This is a genomic window from Pirellulales bacterium, assembly GCA_019636345.1.
Lineage (GTDB): Bacteria > Planctomycetota > Planctomycetia > Pirellulales > Lacipirellulaceae.
On record JAHBXQ010000001.1, the window covers coordinates 798,646 to 815,718 of the forward strand.

A 17,073-nucleotide genomic window follows, 5' to 3' on the forward strand; every position below is an offset into this window, starting at 1 on the left:
ACAGGGAAAATGAAGGCTGGTAAGGGTTCGTCGTCTGACGTGAAACGCGGGCGAAAGAGTCGCTGGTCGAGGACGAACGTCAACTCATCAAATGGGAATCGGACAGGGCTTGTTCAATGTCCAGCAGCACGACGATCGACGATTTCATCGTGTGGACGCCGGCGAGCAGTCGGCCGTCGAGGCCGCTGACGTTGGCCGGGGGCGGTTCGATCTGGTCTTCGCTGATCGTGAGAATGTCGGAGATGCGGTCGACCAGCAGGCCGATCGACTCGCCGTCGAAATTGACGATCAGGTTGCGGCTGTCGCGGGTCAGCTCGGCGGGGGGCAGGTCCAAGACCCGCCGCAGGTCGATCACCGTGGCGACGTCGCCGCGGAGATTGATCACGCCGCGGACCTCGGGCGGGGCGTGCGGCACGCGCGTGACGGCCAACTGCCGATTGATTTCTTGGACGTAGCGAATGTCGATTCCCAGCAGAATGTCCCCCACGTAGAACGTGGCGAACTGGACTTCGCTGGTGCGACGCTCGCGTTTCGAGGGGGCTTGCACGGTGGACATGGGGGCGTGTGGCGTGTGATGATTGTGGTGTTGGGCGAGCGGCGATTGGCCGTTAGGCGTGCGCCAGTTGGCGGACCTTGGGGCTGTTGTTGCCGGTCTTCTGGCCGGCGAAGTTGTGGACCGCGTTCATGAGCCGGTCGCGATCCATCTTGATCTGGTAGTCGTCGATGCCGACTTCCAGGCCGTGCTGAACGTCCGCCGCCCCGCCGAGCGAGGTCAGCGCGATCACCGGCAGGTGGCCGAACTGAGCCGATTGCTTGATGTTGCGGCACAACTCGAACCCGTTCATGTTGGGCATTTCGATGTCGGTGACGATGACGTCGAACGCGTGCTCGCCGCTCTGCAGGATTTGCCACGCTTCGAGACCGTCCTCGGCCTCGACGACGCGGTAGCCCTTCTCGACGAACAGCCCGGCGACCTGCTTGCGGAAGAAGCCCGAGTCCTCGGCCAGCAGGATCAAGGCCGGCAGGCCTTCGTCGCTGGCGGCGACCGGTTGGTCTTGGAACCATTCGGGATAGGCGATCTCGGCCAGTGCATGGAGATCGACCAAGCGCGTCGCCCGGCCGTTGATGACCATCGATCCCGGCACCCCCGGCTCGCGGAAGGTGACGGTGTCGAAGTCGACGGGGACGTCGCGGATGTCTTCGAGTTCGGGGGCGATGAGCGCGACTTCCTTCCCCGCCGCCTCGAACACGACGACGTACACCTGATTCCCCGCGGGGCCCGGCTTGGCGGTGACGGTGTTTTCAAGCCGCACGAGCGGCATCGTCGAGTTGCGGTATTGGACCAGCTCCTTGCCGCCGACGCTGTCGATTTGGTCGACTCGCACGCGTTCGATCCGCGAGACGACGTCCATGCAGACGGCGAAATGTTCGTTCGGATCGTTGGTGAACAGCAGGACCGATTGCAGGTCTTCGGACTGTTGGACGCGAGTCGCTTCGTCCTTGTCCTCGGGTTTGCCGTCGCAGGAGCCGATCGCCTGCTTGACCGCCAGTCCGGCGACGTCGAGGATCAGCGCCACATGCCCGTCGCCCAGGATGGTGGCCCCGGAGAGACTGATGCAGCCCTTGATGTGCCGACCGAGCGGTTTGACCACGATTTCTTCCGAGTCGTGCAGCCCGTCGACGACGATCCCGAAGCGTTGTCGCCCCGACTCGACGACGATGATGTTCGTGGCGGCGGGTTCGGCGTGACGTTCGTCGGCGCGCTCGTTCTCAGCGAGCGGCGTTCCCAACGCGGAACCGAGCCGGACGATCGGCAGCAACGAGCCCCGCAAACGAAGGACCTCGGCGTCCTTGACTCGGCCGAGCCGCTCGTTCATTTCATGGGGGCGAATGCGCACCAGTTCGGCAATGTTGACTTGCGGAATCGCGAAGCGATCGGAGCCCGACTGGACGATCAGCGAAGGAATGATGGCGAGCGTCAGCGGCAACGTGACGACCACGCTGGTGCCTTTGCCGACGACCGATTCGACGTCGACGGTGCCGCCGAGCTTGGCGATGTTCGTGCGAACGACGTCCATGCCGACGCCGCGACCGCTGACGTCGGTCACCTGGGCCGCCATCGAGAAGCCGGGATGGAAGATCAGCCGCACCGCGTCGCGGTCGCTCATCTGCTCGGCTTGTTCGGGGGTGATGATTCCCTTCGCGGCGGCCTTCTCGCGGAGCTTGCGGGGGTCGATCCCGGCGCCGTCGTCCTGAATCTCCAGCCGCACCTTGCCGGCTTGGTAGAACGCCCGCAGGTGAAGGGTTCCTTGGGGCGACTTGCCGGCCGCGATTCGCCGTTCCGGCGTTTCGATGCCGTGGTCCATCGAGTTGCGGATGAGGTGCGTCAGCGGGTCGCCGATCGCCTCGACGATCGTCTTGTCGACTTCGACCTCCTTGCCCTCGATCGTCAGTTCGCACTCTTTGTTCAGCTTGGCGCCCAGGTCGCGGACGACGCGGGGGAAGCGGCCGAAGACGGTGCCGATCTGCTGCATGCGGGTCTGCATGATCGACTCTTGCAGTTCGCTGGTCACTTGGTCGAGCCGGGCGGCGATCCCTTCCAGTCCGCCGTTGTCGGCGGCGCTGATCGCCTGCATGAGCTGGTTGCGGCTCAGCACGAGCTCGCCGGCCAAATTCATGAGCTTGTCGAGCAGCCCGACCGAGACGCGGATGTTCGTTTCCGCGACCGGCGAGGCGGGTTTCTTGTCCCCCTCGGCGGAAGCGGGAGCAGCCGCTGTCGCGGGGGAAGCGAGCGGTTCGACGGCCGTAGGAGGCGTCGGAGCGGGGTCGCTCGCTGGAGCGACGCCCTGCAACTCGGCTGCGGAAGCAGCTTCGCGGGCGGCATGCGCGGCGCCGAGGGCGGCCTCGATTTGGGCGTCCAAGTCCAGTTCGTCTTCGACGCTCGGTTCCGGCGCGGCCTTGGCCTTGCCGCCGCGGGGTTTCTTCGGAGCGGGGGCGGCCTTTTTCGCGGGGGCGCCCTTCTTGCCGGGCGACTTCTTCGCCGCAGGTGCCGGCGCCTCGACGACTTGACCGGCGGCGATCGCGTCGAGCTTCGTCACGTGGTCGCTGACGTCGGCGTCGTTGGAATTCTGAATGTCGTTAATCAGGCCTTGCAGCTTGTCGGCGGACTTCAGCATGACGTCGACGATCTGCGAGTTGGGAGCCAGCTCGTGATTGCGCATCATGTTGAGCACGTTTTCCAGGCTGTGAGCCAGATCATTGATCTTGGTCATGCCCAGGAACCCGGCGGCGCCCTTGATCGAGTGGATCGCGCGGAACACCTCGTTCACCAGATTCACGTCGACGCTTGCGCCCATTTCCTCAATGGCGAGGAACTGGTTCTCAACGTCGGCCAGGTGCTCGTTGGCCTCGATGACGAATTCGCCGAGCAGATCATCTTCAAAAGACATCGTCGTGTTTTCCTGCAGACGGTGTGCTGACGCTTGGGAACGTCGACGCCTGAGTTCGGCCGGCAAGGCCGTTCTCATGCTCGGGAAACACTAGGTCACGCGTGAGCAATCGTTTGTCGGCGGGCCGCCAAATGTCGGCGAAAAGCCGAGATTGCTCAGAACGTTCGGCCTGGATGCCGACGGGAATCGGCAAGAACGAGCGGATTCGCGCACTTCGCACACGGCACAACCGGCGCCGACGGTGCGATCGGAGCCGCGCCCTGCCGCGCTTCGCCCCCGGCGCGAAACTACTCGGGCGAATTGAACAGGTCGTCGCCGTATCCGGGCGGAAACGGGTCGAGCGGGTTGGCGGCCGGAGGACCGCCTGCGGGGGAAGAGGGGGCCGACCCGGGCGACTTTTCGGGCGGCTCGTTGAGATCTGCCGCGAATCGCCGGACCCAGTACGCGACCTCCGCTTCGGTCGGCTCGCCGACGCGCTTGAGAACGTCGGGAGCAGATCGACCGGCGTGCAGCCGTCGTCGGACTTGCATCGCGTACCATTGATCGCTGTCGATCGACGAACAGCGACGCCGGCGGGCGGCGCGTTGGATGCGGCGGTCGCTCGACACCACCACCAGCGACCGCGGCGCGTCGTCGAGCGCGATCAACTGCTCGATCAGCTCGTCGGCGTCACGATAGTCCGACGCGTAGTGGACGGTCATCTCCGCGTGCGTCGTTCGCCGGGGGAGTCCCGGGGGGGCGTCGGAGGCGTCGAAGACGACCGTCGTGCGCGGGCGCTCGGCGTCGTCGATCGTCGCGGCGAGAAATCGCAGCATCGCCTCGCGCGAGCGGTGCAGGCTCGCTCCCCCCTTTCCTCGACCGAAGATCCCCGCGGCATGCAGCAGGTTGTAGCCGTCGATCAGCAAGGCCATCGGGCGGCTCGAGGGTGGCGAGGACGAAAGGGGCGCTCGAGTCTCGCGCCGTGGACGCGCCGCGAATCGGAGCGTCAGGACTCGATCCTGCGGGTTGCGGTCCAGTCGCCGTACTGCTCGTGATAGAACCGGGCCACCTGATGGTCGACGTTGAACACGTGAGCCAGCAGCGCCGCCCGGACCCACATGCCGTTGCGGGCCTGACGGAAGTACATCGCGCGGGGGTCGTTGTCGATTTCCGGCGGGATTTCGCCGAAGTGCTGGTCGCGCGGAAACGGGTGAAGAATCGGAGCGTACGGCTTCATCCGCCGGACCTGGTCGAGCGAGAGCTTGTACTGCGAAAAATCGATCCGGGCGAACTCGGCAGCGTCCGTTTCGAGGTTGTGCTCCTTCTGGATTCGCGTCATGTAGAGGGCGTCGAACTGCTCGACGGCCGGGGCGCCGTCGAGCGAGGATTCGAGCGATTCAAGTTCCACGACGCGCACGCCGCGCTGCTCGAGCCGGCGGCGCAAGTCGTCGGAGAGGCACAAGGCGGGATGCCCCGGCGCCACGAAGGCGAGCGTCACTCCCTCGTATTGCGCCAACAGCGCCGCCAACGATCGCACGGTTCGCCCCCGGCCGATGTCGCCGCAGAAGCCGTAGACCTTTCCCGTCAATCCGGTCCGGAGGGCGGGATAATCTCGCCGCAAGGCGTCGAGCCGCGACGCGGCGGGCGAGTCCTGGGGCGCGGCGAACTGAAAGGTGCGCTGCAGCGTGTAGACGTCCAACAGCGCCTGCGTGGGGTGCTCGTCAGCCCCCGAGCCGGCGTTGACGATCGGCACGCTGCGGGCCGCCGTGCGTTCCAGATCGTTCATCAGGTACGCGCACGCCTCGGCCAACCGGGCGATGGGGGACCGCATGATCACCAGATCGAAATAGCTGGAAAACATCCGGATCGAGTCGAACCGCGTCTCCCCCTTCGTCTCCGACGAGGTGGTCGGGTCGCGGACCTCGTTGCAGGTCATCCCCAGGATCTGGCACGCCGCCATGAACGACAGAAAGGTGCGGGTCGACGGCTGCGTAAAGTACAGCATCGCCCGCTTGTGACGGAGCAGGTTGAGCAGGAAGTCTTGCCCGGTGCGCGACTTGGACAACAGCCGAATCTTGTCGGCCGTGTCGGCGAGGTCCTCGAGCAGATCGACCGGGAACTGCCCGCTGAAGATCACGTGCCGCAGCCGCCCTTCGCGGCTGAATTCAGCCACCTTGAGCTGCGGGGGGCGGTCGATGCGCGACTCGTACTGAGCGAGATCGCGCTCGTCCTGGGTCGGGGCGGAGTCGGCGAGAGACGCGGGGGACATGGCGGATCGCGGGGCGAGCGACGGGAAACGGGAACGGGAGGTCGTTGCTGGCCTGGAAGCGATTTCTCGACGGACGCGGACGTCGGCGACGAAACGACTTCTGTCCCCTTGAGCGCACTGGTTATCGCACATCGCCGTTTCGGGCGTCAAGTTGACGCGACGCCCGTTGCGGCGAATGACGCGCGTCACTCGGAAACGCGCCACCGGGCCTTGAACAGCCAGGTGACCGCCGCCAGCAGGGTTCCGTTCAACAGCAGCCCGAAGGCCATGAACCCGAAGAAGACCCGTGCGTCGGCCGTCGCGAGGTTCGAGCCCTTGCTCGTCTCCAGCGGCAGGCTGAACGCTGCCGAGAAGGGGCTCAGCGCCTGGATCGCTTCCACCGCGCCCGCGGCGGGCGAGTCGGGGACGAACGTCCGAACGAACGCCAACGCGGCGACGGGGGCGAAGAACACGGTTCCGACGGTCAGATAGGTCGCCACCAGCGCCGTCGACGATTTGCGGAACAACGTCGAACAGGCCAGCGCCGCCAGCGACGTCGTCACGGCGGTCACCCCCACGATGAGAAAGTACCCCGCCATCGTCGGCAAGTTGCTCCAGAAGTCGAGCGGCATCAGGCACGCCAGCACCATGGGCCACACGAGAAACGCGGTCAGCACGCTGGAGACGCGCAACCCCGACAGCAGCTTGCCCCACAGCATTTGCCAGGGGGTGATCAGCGTCACCAGCAGCAGGTCGAGCGTTTCGCGTTCGCGTTCGCTGGTGACGCTGCCGGCCGAGAAGACGGGACCGACCAGCAGGTTGAACAGCAGCACGTACGCCACGTACCACGCCGCGTGTTGCGGGGCGATGAACAGGCAGTACGCCATCACGAAAAACGCGACGATCATGCTGATCTGGATCACCAGCCGCAGCATGAGCGTGCCTTGGCTGAAAATTTCGCTGCGGATCTCCTTGTCGTAGATCGGGTTGGCGTCGTCTTCGAGGAACGTCGTGCGTTTCGGCGGGGCGAACAGCTTGTCGGGCCATTCGTCGCGGTTGATGTACAGCCCCACGGCCTGCTCGGCCTCGGTTTCCAGATCGATCACTTGCTTGCCTTCGCTCCCGAGGTCGGGCGGGTGGAGCAGTCGTCGGCAGATGTCGTACCACAACAGGGCCCCGACCGAACCGCAGACCGCGGGAACCACCGTCATGACGACCGCCAACCGCGCGCCGCCAAGTTGCTCGAGCGCCCGCCACACGAGCACGCCGACCAATGCGAGCGGCAAAATGAGCAGGTACGACACGACCAGCGATGCGCTGGTGCGGGTGAAGAAGCTGCTGCACCACAGGCTGATCATGCCGGACAGAATCACCGAACAGATCATTGCGAAGTACGCCGCGAAGACTTCCAGCGGCGACACGCCCCCCAGCGGCAGGCAGAGCATGACGATCGGCAGCGAGCAGATCATCAGCTCGCCCAAGGGGACCAGCGACGCCAGCAGCTTGCCCAGCACGATCGCCGCGGGCCGCAGCGGGCTGGCCAGCAGCATCTCGAAACTGCTTCGCTCCTTTTCGCCGGTGATCGCCCCGGCCGCGAACGACGGCGTCATGAGCGACATCAGCAGGTACTGGCCGAGAAAGAACAGGTTCACCAGCTCCCGGGCCTTCACCGGCTGCACGAGATCGAGCTTCTGCTCCGCCGGCCACGCCGAGTACACCATCAGCCCCAGCAGCGCCACATACGCGAACAACAACAAAAACCCGCGGAGCATCCGCAGGTTAATGACGAGCTCGCGCTGGAGGACGGGGTTTTCGAGGAACAGCATCGAGTTTCGAGTTGCGAGGCGCGAGGCGAGCCCGAGCGGCCCCGCCGGACGGAACGGGATTCAGTCGTTAGCCGCCTCGTTGATTCGCCTTAACAGACCGCTAAGCATGCGGCTGATCTGAGAGGTCAATACGGTGATTTCATCCGCAATTCGGGCACTGCAAAGGTGCAGTTCCCGCGCTATGACGAGTTGCGTTTCCAGTTCTGCTAGCGATCCTTTGGCAATGTTCAAGAAGCGTGAAAACTCGCGAGGAGTTTTACGAGCGTGCCTCTCGGCGATATTCGAGGGAATCGATACTGCTGCGCGGCGCATCTGGCTAGTCAGTCCAAACAGTTCCTCGCGGGGAAATGGTTGAGTGACACGATAAGTCTGCAGAACAAGCTCGATGCTCAACTGCCAGACTTTCAGGTTTTGGTAACCAGCCATCTCAGTTCCTCTCGCGCCTCGCAGCCCAAAGCTCGCGCCTCCCTCAATACTTCCTCGGCCTCACCGTTCCCAGCACGCGGCTCGGCAATCCCTGAATCCGCAGGAAGCCTTCGGCGTCGGTTTGGTCGTAGCTGCCGCCCCCTTCCATGCTGGCGATCGCCGCGTCGTAGAGGCTGTTGGGGCTCGTGCGGCCGTGGACGGCGACGTTGCCTTTGTAAAATCCCAGGGCGACTTCGCCCGTGACGGGGGACTGCACCTCGCGGATGAACGCCATGAGGGCGTCCATCTTCGGCACGAACCAGAAGCCGTAGTAAACCATCTCGGCCACTTCGGGGCTGATCCGGTCGCGGAGGTGGATCGTTTCGCGGTCGACGGTAAGCTGCTCCAGGGCGAGGTGAGCTGCATACAACGCGGTCATGCCGGGCGATTCGTAGACGCCGCGGCTCTTCATGCCGACGAAGCGGTTTTCGACGATGTCGATCCGTCCCACGCCGTTGCGGCCGGCGATGCGGTTCATCGTCTCGACCATGGCCAGCGGCGATTTTTTCTCGCCGTCGATCGAGACCGGCACGCCGTGCTCGAAGCCGATCGTGACTTCTTCGACCTTGTCCGGGGCCTCTTGGGGCGAAACCGTCATGCCGAAGTCGACGATCGCTGCGCCGTTGATCGCCGGGTCTTCGAGCTCGCCCGCTTCGTAGCTGATATGCAGACAGTTTTCGTCGCTCGAGTACGGTTTGGCGATCGACGCCTTGACGGGAATGTTCTTCTTCGCGCAGTACTCGATCATCTCGGTCCGGCCCGGGAACAGGTCGCGGAATTTCTTCATTCGCCAGGGAGCAATGATGGCGACGTTCGGGTCGAGCGCCTCGGCGGCCAGTTGGAACCGACACTGGTCGTTCCCCTTGCCGGTGGCCCCGTGGGCGTACGCCACGGCCCCGACCTCGCGGGCGACCTGCAAGCAGACCTTCGAGATCAGCGGCCGGGCGATCGAGGTCCCCAGCAGATAGATCCCCTCGTACTTTGCCTGCCACTGCAGCACCGGGAACGCAAAGTCGCGGCACAACTCCTCGCGGGCGTCGACCAGTCGCGACGATTTGGCGCCGTTGTCGCGGGCTTTTTGGAGGATCGCCTCGCGGTCCTCGCACGGTTGGCCCAGGTCGACGTACACGGCGTGAACGTCGTACCCCTCGTCCTGCAGCCAGCCGAGGATGACCGAAGTATCAAGACCGCCGGAATAGGCCAACACGCAACTGGACATGGGAGAAAACCGCTCGCAACTGGGGAACAACAGGACCAACCGCCGCCGCGACAGGGACGCGGATCGGCCCATTGTGGTTCGCCGCCAGGGGGCTGGCAAGCGGCGCAATTCGAGGGGCCGCGGTTCGTCGGTGCGGTTTGATTACTTCGCAGGCGGCAACTCGGCGATGCGCAGATTGCGGAACCGGATGTCGGTCGTAGGGTCGTGGCCTTGCAGGCTTAAGGTTCCGGGAGCGGTGCGGAGTCCGTTTCGGGGGTTGTCGTGCGGCGGGCGGTCGTCGGTCCAGGCCGTCGCCTGCAGGCCGTCGACCCATACGGCGATGTCCGGCCCCGTGGCGACGATCGTCTTGGCGAACCACGCGCGGTCGCGAGCGTTGACCACCCGCGCGCTCACGCGGCGATAGATTCCGCCGGTGCCGCAGTCGGCAGGCTTGGTCGGATCGCCGTCGACGACCACGTTGTTGATCTGGCTCTCGTAGCCGTTGGTGAACTCGCGGGGGATGCTGCGGAAGAAGACTCCCGAGTTCAGCCCTTCGCCGTTGACGAAGCACTCCAACTGCAGAACGAAGTCGCCGTAGCTGGCGTCGCTCTCGATCTGCCCGCGACCGTTGACAATGTGCAACTCGCCCTCGGGGGTGACGGAGAACTCGCTCGCCTCGGCGTGGTCGGTGTTCCATCCCGAAAGGTCGCGGCCGTTGAACACGGGTTCGAGCCGCAGCGGCCGCAGGCGAACATTGCGGAACGCGACCGCGCCTTCGCGGAACTGCAAGCCGATGCGTCCGCGCCGAGGTGTCGCGGACGCGTCGTCGACAACGTCGAGCGATTGCGTTTCGAGCGGACGACCGTCCAGCTTGAGGCGAAGTTTGTCTCCTTTCGCTTCGATGTCAAACGAGTGCCACCGTCCGTCCCAGGCATCGATCTCTTGAGGCGGGGGGCCGATCGTGCGGATTTCGCCTTCGTGGATCGCGGCGTAGCCGTCAATCAGCGGCTGCGGCGTCGTACTCACTCGCATCCGGCCGACCAGCGACGCGGTCGGGAACGGATTCTCGCGGGGGGCGATGTTCACCTCGATGCAATCGCGCGCCGGGTCGGTCGGGTTCGAGGTCGAGCGGAGAAACACGCCGCTGTTGGTCTCCGGCGGGGCCTTGAACTCGACGTGCAGTTGGTAGTCGGCCCAGTCGACGGTCGTCATCAGCCAGCCCGGCTCGCCGGCGTCGACGCGGATTGCGCCGTGTTCGACCCGCCAGTTCGCGTCGCTGGTGGCGCGCCAACCGAACAGCGTCTCGCCGTCGAAGAGCTGGATCCACCCCGCGGCAAGCTGATCACGCGAGAGCCGCGCAGGGGACTCGGGCGCGGATTGTTCCGGCTCGGCCTGCGCGGTCGTCGCCGTCGTCGTGGCGATAAGAGCGAAGACCGCCAGATACTTGCTGAGGCGGGGCATCGACGATTCTCGGCTGATGAGGGCGAGGGACGGGGGAAGAGACAGGATAAGCCGCTCAGGCAGTCGTGACAATTTGCAGTTCGACTGAGAAGGGGAGTCGGCTGCCGTCGGCCGCGGTTGCGGGCAGGTCGACGGCGATCCGGTTCGAGCGGTCGGCGGGCGCCGCGGGAATCGCGAAGGTCGCGGCGCCGTTCTCACCGGCGGTCCGCACAAGGGGGACGTCGTTGACGGCGACGCGGGCCTCGGGGGGGAGCCCGACGACGGCAAGCTGGAGCGATTCCCCCGGCTCGAGGTTCGGCGGGGTGCGAAACAGCCGCGACCACCGCACTCCCTCCGGATCGGGCTCGCACTGCCACGGATCGCGAAGGCGGAAGGCGTAGACGACGGGCATCGCAGGAATTCCGATCGGTCGATCGCGAGGCAGCTCTCTGAGAGCGCCCGTCGCTGGCGGAACTGACGGCCCGCGCGAACGAGCGTCAGGGGACGAAGCTGCGAACCGCGGTCGCCTCGCGCACCTGTCGGGCGTCGCGTTCATACGCCCTGAGGCGGACCTGAATCCCGCGCAGCGGGACGTCGAACGGGGGAGACGTTTCGCGCTCGCCCATGTCGTCGACGCCGTTCTGGTTGTCGTCGTCGAAGCCGTTGGTCCCTTCGTCGACGAGCGGATTTCCGTTGACGTCGGAGTTGCCGTTTTGATTCAAACCGTCGTGTTCGTAGTGGAAGGACCATGTGTCGTACACGACCGCGGGGGCGGCGACGTCGGTTCCGTCGGGCGTGCGCAGGGGCGTGGCCGTTTGCCGCGGGTTGACCGTCAGGAGCCAGTCCAATTGCGACTTGGGATGCATGACGGCGGAGATGTTCCTGGTTGCGTCGATGACGCCGGCAAACAGGATATTGGGGGCTCCGACTTGAGCATTCCAGGCTTGCGAAACGACGAAACTGTTCGGAACCGACCGATAGCCGTTCCAAGGACTGTTCCAATAGAGATCGACGTAAGCGCCATAACCCACCGGAACAAGATTAGAGTGAACGGCCAGATAAAACCCCGCGTCGCCCGGTTGCAGCGTGGCGCCGGAACCCTGAATCAGCGGCGCCCCGGGATCGTAGACGCGGACGTCGAACGCCAGAGCGTCGTTCAGCACCAGATCCTGCCCTTGGGCGACGCTGCCGGGATCGACGTCGGGATAAACGGCGTGCGATCCGGCGGGGAAGCTCGCCAGCGGCTCCGGTCGCAGCATGTGGTGCGGGAACAGACGCCGTTCGGGCACGAGCGGATTGGAGCTCGCGAGGTAATTCGTGGCGTCGTGGAAGTAGCGGTTCTCGCGCTTCGTGAGATCCCCCAGCGTGTTGGGGACCCAGCGGCCGGCGACGGCGTCCCAATGGGCCGACACGTCGTACCGCTGGTAATAGTCGGGGGCGCTCATGGCGCCGACGTTCGAGAGATCGACCCACGGGGCGATCACCAGGACGCGACGGTAGACGCGGCGCATGCCCGGCTCGTCGCCCGCGTTCGAGCCGTCCTGCTCGACCGCGAACCAGACGATCTCGGCGAGGTTCGATTCGACTGTGCTCTGCCCTGGCCCGCGACCGCGGTACGGCTCGGCGAGGCTGCGCACGGTAAGGGCCAGGACGTCGTCCCAGTCGCCCAGGGCCATGCCGTCGGTGGGGAGCGGATCGCCGCTGGCGTCGACGACCATTTGACTGCTCGGGACGAGCGAATCGGGGGGGAGCGGAAAGAGGTCCGTCGGGTCGTAGTCGGATCGCACCCCCTCGACGATTTCAAGATAGCCTCGGCCCTCGTCGGGACGCTGCCAAGTGAGGCCGTTGCAGGTGGCGCCGCGGAGATCGCGGTTGAGCAACTCGCGGGCTTGGCGAAGCTGGGACCCCAGCTCGATCATCGCCCGGCGGTCGCGCACCCCGCCGCTGAGGTTGGCGAAGACGTTGACCACGGCGCCCATCATCAACAGCGTGATCGCCAGAGCGATCAGCATTTCCACGAGCGTCAGCCCGCGGAACCGTTGCCGCGAGGACATGCGCGAGAGAGTCGCCGGAGACGACGGTGCGAGCGGGCGGCGAAGCGACGAGACAATCATGCGCGGCCAGGAACAGTACGGCGGCGGTCGCGCCCCTGAATGCGACCCCCGTGCGTGAACCTCTATTGCACCGCGCCGGACGGGGGAAGTCAAGGAAGAGACGACAGAGGACAGGTCGGGAGGTCGGAGATCAGGGACCGGCGCCGAGCGGCTCTGACTCCTGATTTCGGACCTCTCCCCCCTACGACGTGATCCCCTGCGTCAGGGCCATAAACGCCGTTTCGAGGTTGATTTCCTCTTCGGCGAACTTCTTGAGGCCGTGGCCGTGGTCCAGCAGCAGCTTGGCAAGCTGGCTGACGTCGTGGTCGCCGGCGGTCAGGGTGAGGCGAATCCCTTTGGGGCCGGTCTCGACCGACTCGACGATCGGCGACCCTTCGAGCAGCTTGGCCGCTGCGTCGGAGTCGTTCGCCACCTCGACCAGCATGACCGTCTGCTGGCGAACCTGCTTCATGACCTCGTTGACGTCGGCGTTGACGATCAGTTCGCCCCGTTCGATGATGCCGATCTTGTTGCAGATGTCGGCGAGCTCGGGGAGGATGTGGCTGGAGACCATGATCGTCTTGCCCATGTTTCGCAGTTCCTTGAGCAGCCCGCGAATCTCGATGCGCGCCCGGGGGTCCAGCCCGCTGGCCGGCTCGTCCAACAGCAGCACCTGCGGATCGTGCAAGAGCACCCGCGCGAGACCCAGTCGCTGCGTCATGCCGCGCGAGAGGCTGGTGACCAGCGCCTCGCGTTTGTACCCCAGGTCGACCAGCTCGAGCACCTCGTCGCAGATCTTGCGGCGTTTCTCGCCTTTGATGCGGTAGGCCGCGGCGAAGAACTCGAGGTACTCGATCACCTTCATGTTGTCGTACACGCCGAAGAAGTCGGGCATGTAGCCGATGATCCGCCGGATCTCCTTCGGCTTGGTGTAGATCGAGTGGCCGCCGACGTACGCTTCGCCCCAGGTGGGGTTGAGCAGCGTGGCGAGGATTCGCATCGTGGTCGTCTTGCCGGCGCCGTTGGGGCCGATGAAACCGAACACGTCCCCGCGGTCGAGCTTCAATTCGATCGAGCGGATGGCGAACAATTCGCCGTATTTCTTGGTCAGGTCGTGGACTTCGATCACGGCGGGACGGGGGGAAGTGGTGACTGGTGATTAGTGATTGGCGACTTGGGACCGGCGACATGGGACTGGCTTGTCCGGCCGCTCAATCCGTCGTCCTTTCGACCGGGATGACGTAGCGGTAATAGACCCAGCGGCGGTCTTTGTCGCTGGCCAGGGGACTGTCGCCGCGGCTCCAGCCGCTGCCGGCGTCGTCGGCGACGCGGACCAGGAGGATCGCCTGATCGCCGGCCAGCAGGCGGCTGAGGTCGACGAAGCCTTGGTACCGGTTGAGGGCCGTCGCGTAGGCCGGCCCTCCGACGGCGTCGTAAAACATCATGAGTTTCGCCAGTCGGGCCACGTCGGTTCCGTAGGGATCAAACGGCACGGTGCCGTCGCCGGCGGCGGTCGCGGCGGCTTCGTCCCCGGCGGTCGCCGCGGTGAGGCGGAGTTTCACCGTCGAGTTTTTCTGGTTCTCGTCGATCGCGGCCGAGCCCCCGGCGGGGATTCGCGAGAGCCGATAGGCCCAGCGGTCGTGCATCAGCAGGACGTCGGACCAGTCGAGCGAGGTGCGATTGGCGATCGAGCCGGTGAGGAGCTCCTCGTCGAGAAGCCCGAGCTGGGCGTCGATCCCCGGCTCGACGACGCCGTACCACCGGGCGGTGATCGACTTGGTCGACCACTCCTGCACGGGGGCGCCCGAGATCGCGTCGAGTCCCGCGGCGAAGGCGTAACTGGGACGAAGCTCGGGCAGAGCGCTTCCCGAGCCCTGCATCCCCCCCATCCCCGCGCCGGCTAGTCCGAGCCAGCCGGCCAGACGGTCCGCCCCCTCGACCTGCGCCCCGGCGAACCGAGGCGCCAACGTCAGGTCGTACCGCTGCACGCGGGGATTGAAGAAGTGAGTCCACACCGTGCCCCGCGCCTCGCCGGCGGCGACGTCGACGTCGACGATTTCGACCTGGTTGACCCGCAGTTTGTCCCCCTTGTAGGCGTTGGCGAGAAAGTACGCGGCCAGCGACGTGCCGACGACAATCAGCGGGAAGGTGATCCAGGTCAGCTCCATCCGCTTGAGCACGTGCTTTACCAGGAAGTAGTCGCCGGGGCCGATCAGCGCGATATAAGCCACGACCAACAGGGCGACGAGCCCGAACGGGGCGGTCTCGACGTCGGCGAATTTCTGATCGAGGGCGCTGCGCAATTGGTTGGAAAGGTCCTCGTACCCGGCGCCCGAATGCGCGTTGGCGGCAAGTTGTTCGTCGGCGGCGGTACGGGAGGGCCAGCCCAGCGCCCGGCGGAGGAACGCGCCGCGGCCCTTCCAGTTCGACAGCGGGGGAGACTCGGGATCGAGCCCGACGAACGTGATCTCGCCGAAGCCCTGCCGGCTGCGGACCACCAGCGGCAGGCCCGGCGGGTTGCGCCGGCCGTAGGCGAGCACGCGCCCCGCGACCTCTTCCCACAACGGCACGCGCAGATCGAGCAGCCGGCTGTCGAGCAGGTCCTCGGACTCGCTGAAGGATTCGAGCGGCTGCGAGTCGCGAAGCGGGGCCATGCCGGAGAGTTTGCCAGGGGCGAGGGGCGCCAGCGGTCCCTTCTCGCCGAACAACTCCTCGGCGCTGGCGCCGCAGAACACCGTGGCGCGCCCCCCCCGTGCGATCCAAGCGACGAGCGCATCGACGCGCGCGCGGTTCTGGGCCAGCGGGCGGTAGAATTCGGGCCGGGAGGTGGTCAGCACCAGCTCGTCGATTCCTTCGTAGCCGTACCACTCGATCGGCAGTTGGTCGATTCGCTCGATGCGGGCGGAGATCGCGGCTGCGTCGTACTCGTCGCCGCTGCTGCCGCCGCCGTCAGATCGAACCAACTCGGCGACGCCCCCCTCGGGACCAGCCAGGACGACGATGCGACTCGCCGCGGGCCGGCCGTAGCGGAACCGCCCGGGGCCGGCTTCGTAACTTGGGCGGAACGAGGTCTTGGCGCGCTCCTTCCCGTCGACCAGGAAGCGCACCGTGACTGAGCCCCCCGATTGGCCGGGCCGAACGAACACCCGAGCCACGGTCACTTGCCCCGGCTCCACGCCGACCGCGCGACTGGGGGGAGTCACCGTCGCCGCCGGGACGGCGTCGGCGTCCTCGACCGTCGCCTCGACGACGCCGACCAGCTTTTCGTCGCCGCCGCGGATCGCGACCGTCGCTTGGGTCCAGCAGCCGAGCTTGAAAACGCCGCCGATCCCCAGTTCGAGCGTCTCGATTTCGGGGGCCTGCGGATCCGCTGCAATCGCCGACCCGCTGCACCAGGCGATCCCCAGCAGCGCCCCAACCAGCGCCTGGCACAGCCATCGAGGACGGCGCGTCGCTTGCGGATTGGCGCGGTGCGGCGTCATTACGGTTTCTCGGCGTCGTCGCAGATGCATGCCAGCCGACCGCACCCTGGGCAGCCGCCGCCGTATTTCCGGCAGACAGCCGCGGCGAGGTCGACATCGGCTACGTTGGCGATTGTGGTGAGCCAGGCGATGACGTCGGCGAACTCGGCGGCCAATTCTTCGGGGGTCCCCTCGCGGAGGGCCGCGGCCAGTTCGCCGACTTCCTCCATCAGCCACATGAAGGTGCCGTCGACCCCGCGGGCGACGTCCTTGTCGTGATACATGCCCCGGATGAGGGCCTGCAACTCGCGGAGCGAAATATCAGCTTCGGACGACATCAGCGAGGACGACACCCTGGGGCGCGATAGAGGAACTCGACGACCGGTCGACTCGCCGGGGTCCGATCATTGTAACCACGGAGATCAGGAGAACACGGTGGGGAGTCGAGGGTTTTCCCAACTCTTGAGGACGCGGGTCACGGGTTGCTCGTCCCGACGTCCTATCGTCCAATAGTCGCGTCGCCGCAGAAGCGCATTCCCCCCCTCCCCATGCCAGTTCGCAGCAATGTCCGAGTTCGTCACAGTGGCCAAGGTCGGGTCGATCCCGGAGAACACGGGGGGGACGTTCAAAGTGGGGAATCGCCTCGTGGCCGTCTTCCTGTGGAACGGAGAATATCACGCGATCGACGATCTGTGTCCCCACATGGGGGCGTCGTTGGGGGCGGGATGCGTCGACGAGCACGGCGCGGTGGTTTGTCCCTGGCATGCGTGGCGGTTTGCGGTGACCGACGGCACGTGGTGCGACAACCCGCGGATCAAGATCGACGCCTTCGAGGTCCGGGTCGTGGACGACCAGATCCAGGTCGGCCCAAAGCAAGCGCGATCGGAGAGCTAGAGTCGCCGATCGCCTGTCGC

General features: G+C 65.8%; 14 protein-coding genes. 1 reads left to right on the top strand and 13 read right to left on the bottom strand.

Going from position 1 to position 17,073, the window contains the following annotated elements; genetic code table 11:
* Positions 1-79: 79 nt before the first annotated feature.
* From KF688_03065 to KF688_03125, 13 genes are all read right to left on the bottom strand, one after another.
* Positions 80-556, bottom strand: a complete 477-nt coding sequence (locus KF688_03065) for a purine-binding chemotaxis protein CheW (GenBank protein MBX3424639.1) — start codon at positions 554-556, stop codon at positions 80-82.
* Positions 557-608: 52 nt separating this feature from the next.
* Entirely contained in the window at positions 609-3,449 is a 2,841-nt protein-coding gene (locus KF688_03070; protein ID MBX3424640.1) for a chemotaxis protein CheW, read from the bottom strand.
* A 287-nt stretch (positions 3,450-3,736) separates the two neighbouring features.
* Positions 3,737-4,360, bottom strand: a complete 624-nt coding sequence (locus KF688_03075) for an NYN domain-containing protein (protein ID MBX3424641.1) — start codon at positions 4,358-4,360, stop codon at positions 3,737-3,739.
* Positions 4,361-4,434: 74 nt separating this feature from the next.
* On the bottom strand, positions 4,435-5,697 hold the full coding sequence (locus KF688_03080; protein MBX3424642.1) for a hypothetical protein: 1,263 nt from the start codon (positions 5,695-5,697) through the stop codon (positions 4,435-4,437).
* Between the two features lie 185 nt (positions 5,698-5,882).
* Entirely contained in the window at positions 5,883-7,502 is a 1,620-nt protein-coding gene (locus KF688_03085; protein ID MBX3424643.1) for an ABC transporter permease subunit, read from the bottom strand.
* A 60-nt stretch (positions 7,503-7,562) separates the two neighbouring features.
* On the bottom strand, positions 7,563-7,928 hold the full coding sequence (locus tag KF688_03090) for a four helix bundle protein (protein MBX3424644.1): 366 nt from the start codon (positions 7,926-7,928) through the stop codon (positions 7,563-7,565).
* Between the two features lie 43 nt (positions 7,929-7,971).
* Positions 7,972-9,186: an argininosuccinate synthase gene (locus KF688_03095; protein MBX3424645.1), complete on the bottom strand. Its 1,215-nt coding sequence runs from the start codon at positions 9,184-9,186 to the stop codon at positions 7,972-7,974.
* Positions 9,187-9,327: 141 nt separating this feature from the next.
* Positions 9,328-10,626, bottom strand: a complete 1,299-nt coding sequence (locus KF688_03100; protein ID MBX3424646.1) for a DUF1080 domain-containing protein — start codon at positions 10,624-10,626, stop codon at positions 9,328-9,330.
* 55 nt (positions 10,627-10,681) lie between these two features.
* Positions 10,682-11,017 (bottom strand): hypothetical protein, encoded by a 336-nt coding sequence (locus KF688_03105; protein MBX3424647.1) that lies wholly within the window; start codon positions 11,015-11,017, stop codon positions 10,682-10,684.
* 85 nt (positions 11,018-11,102) lie between these two features.
* Positions 11,103-12,659: a prepilin-type N-terminal cleavage/methylation domain-containing protein gene (locus KF688_03110; GenBank protein MBX3424648.1), complete on the bottom strand. Its 1,557-nt coding sequence runs from the start codon at positions 12,657-12,659 to the stop codon at positions 11,103-11,105.
* 241 nt (positions 12,660-12,900) lie between these two features.
* Positions 12,901-13,827: an ABC transporter ATP-binding protein gene (locus tag KF688_03115; protein MBX3424649.1), complete on the bottom strand. Its 927-nt coding sequence runs from the start codon at positions 13,825-13,827 to the stop codon at positions 12,901-12,903.
* Between the two features lie 82 nt (positions 13,828-13,909).
* Complete coding sequence (locus KF688_03120) at positions 13,910-16,180, bottom strand: hypothetical protein (protein MBX3424650.1); 2,271 nt, start codon at positions 16,178-16,180, stop codon at positions 13,910-13,912.
* The gene (locus tag KF688_03125) at positions 16,180-16,497 is read right to left on the bottom strand and encodes a nucleotide pyrophosphohydrolase (GenBank protein ID MBX3424651.1); all 318 of its coding nucleotides are present in this window, start codon (positions 16,495-16,497) and stop codon (positions 16,180-16,182) included. Before KF688_03125 ends, KF688_03120 begins: the two co-directional genes overlap by 1 nt.
* Before the next feature lie 226 nt (positions 16,498-16,723).
* On the opposite strand from KF688_03125, the gene KF688_03130 reads away from it, so the two are divergent.
* Positions 16,724-17,053: a Rieske (2Fe-2S) protein gene (locus KF688_03130; protein MBX3424652.1), complete on the top strand. Its 330-nt coding sequence runs from the start codon at positions 16,724-16,726 to the stop codon at positions 17,051-17,053.
* The last annotated feature ends 20 nt before the right edge of the window (positions 17,054-17,073 follow it).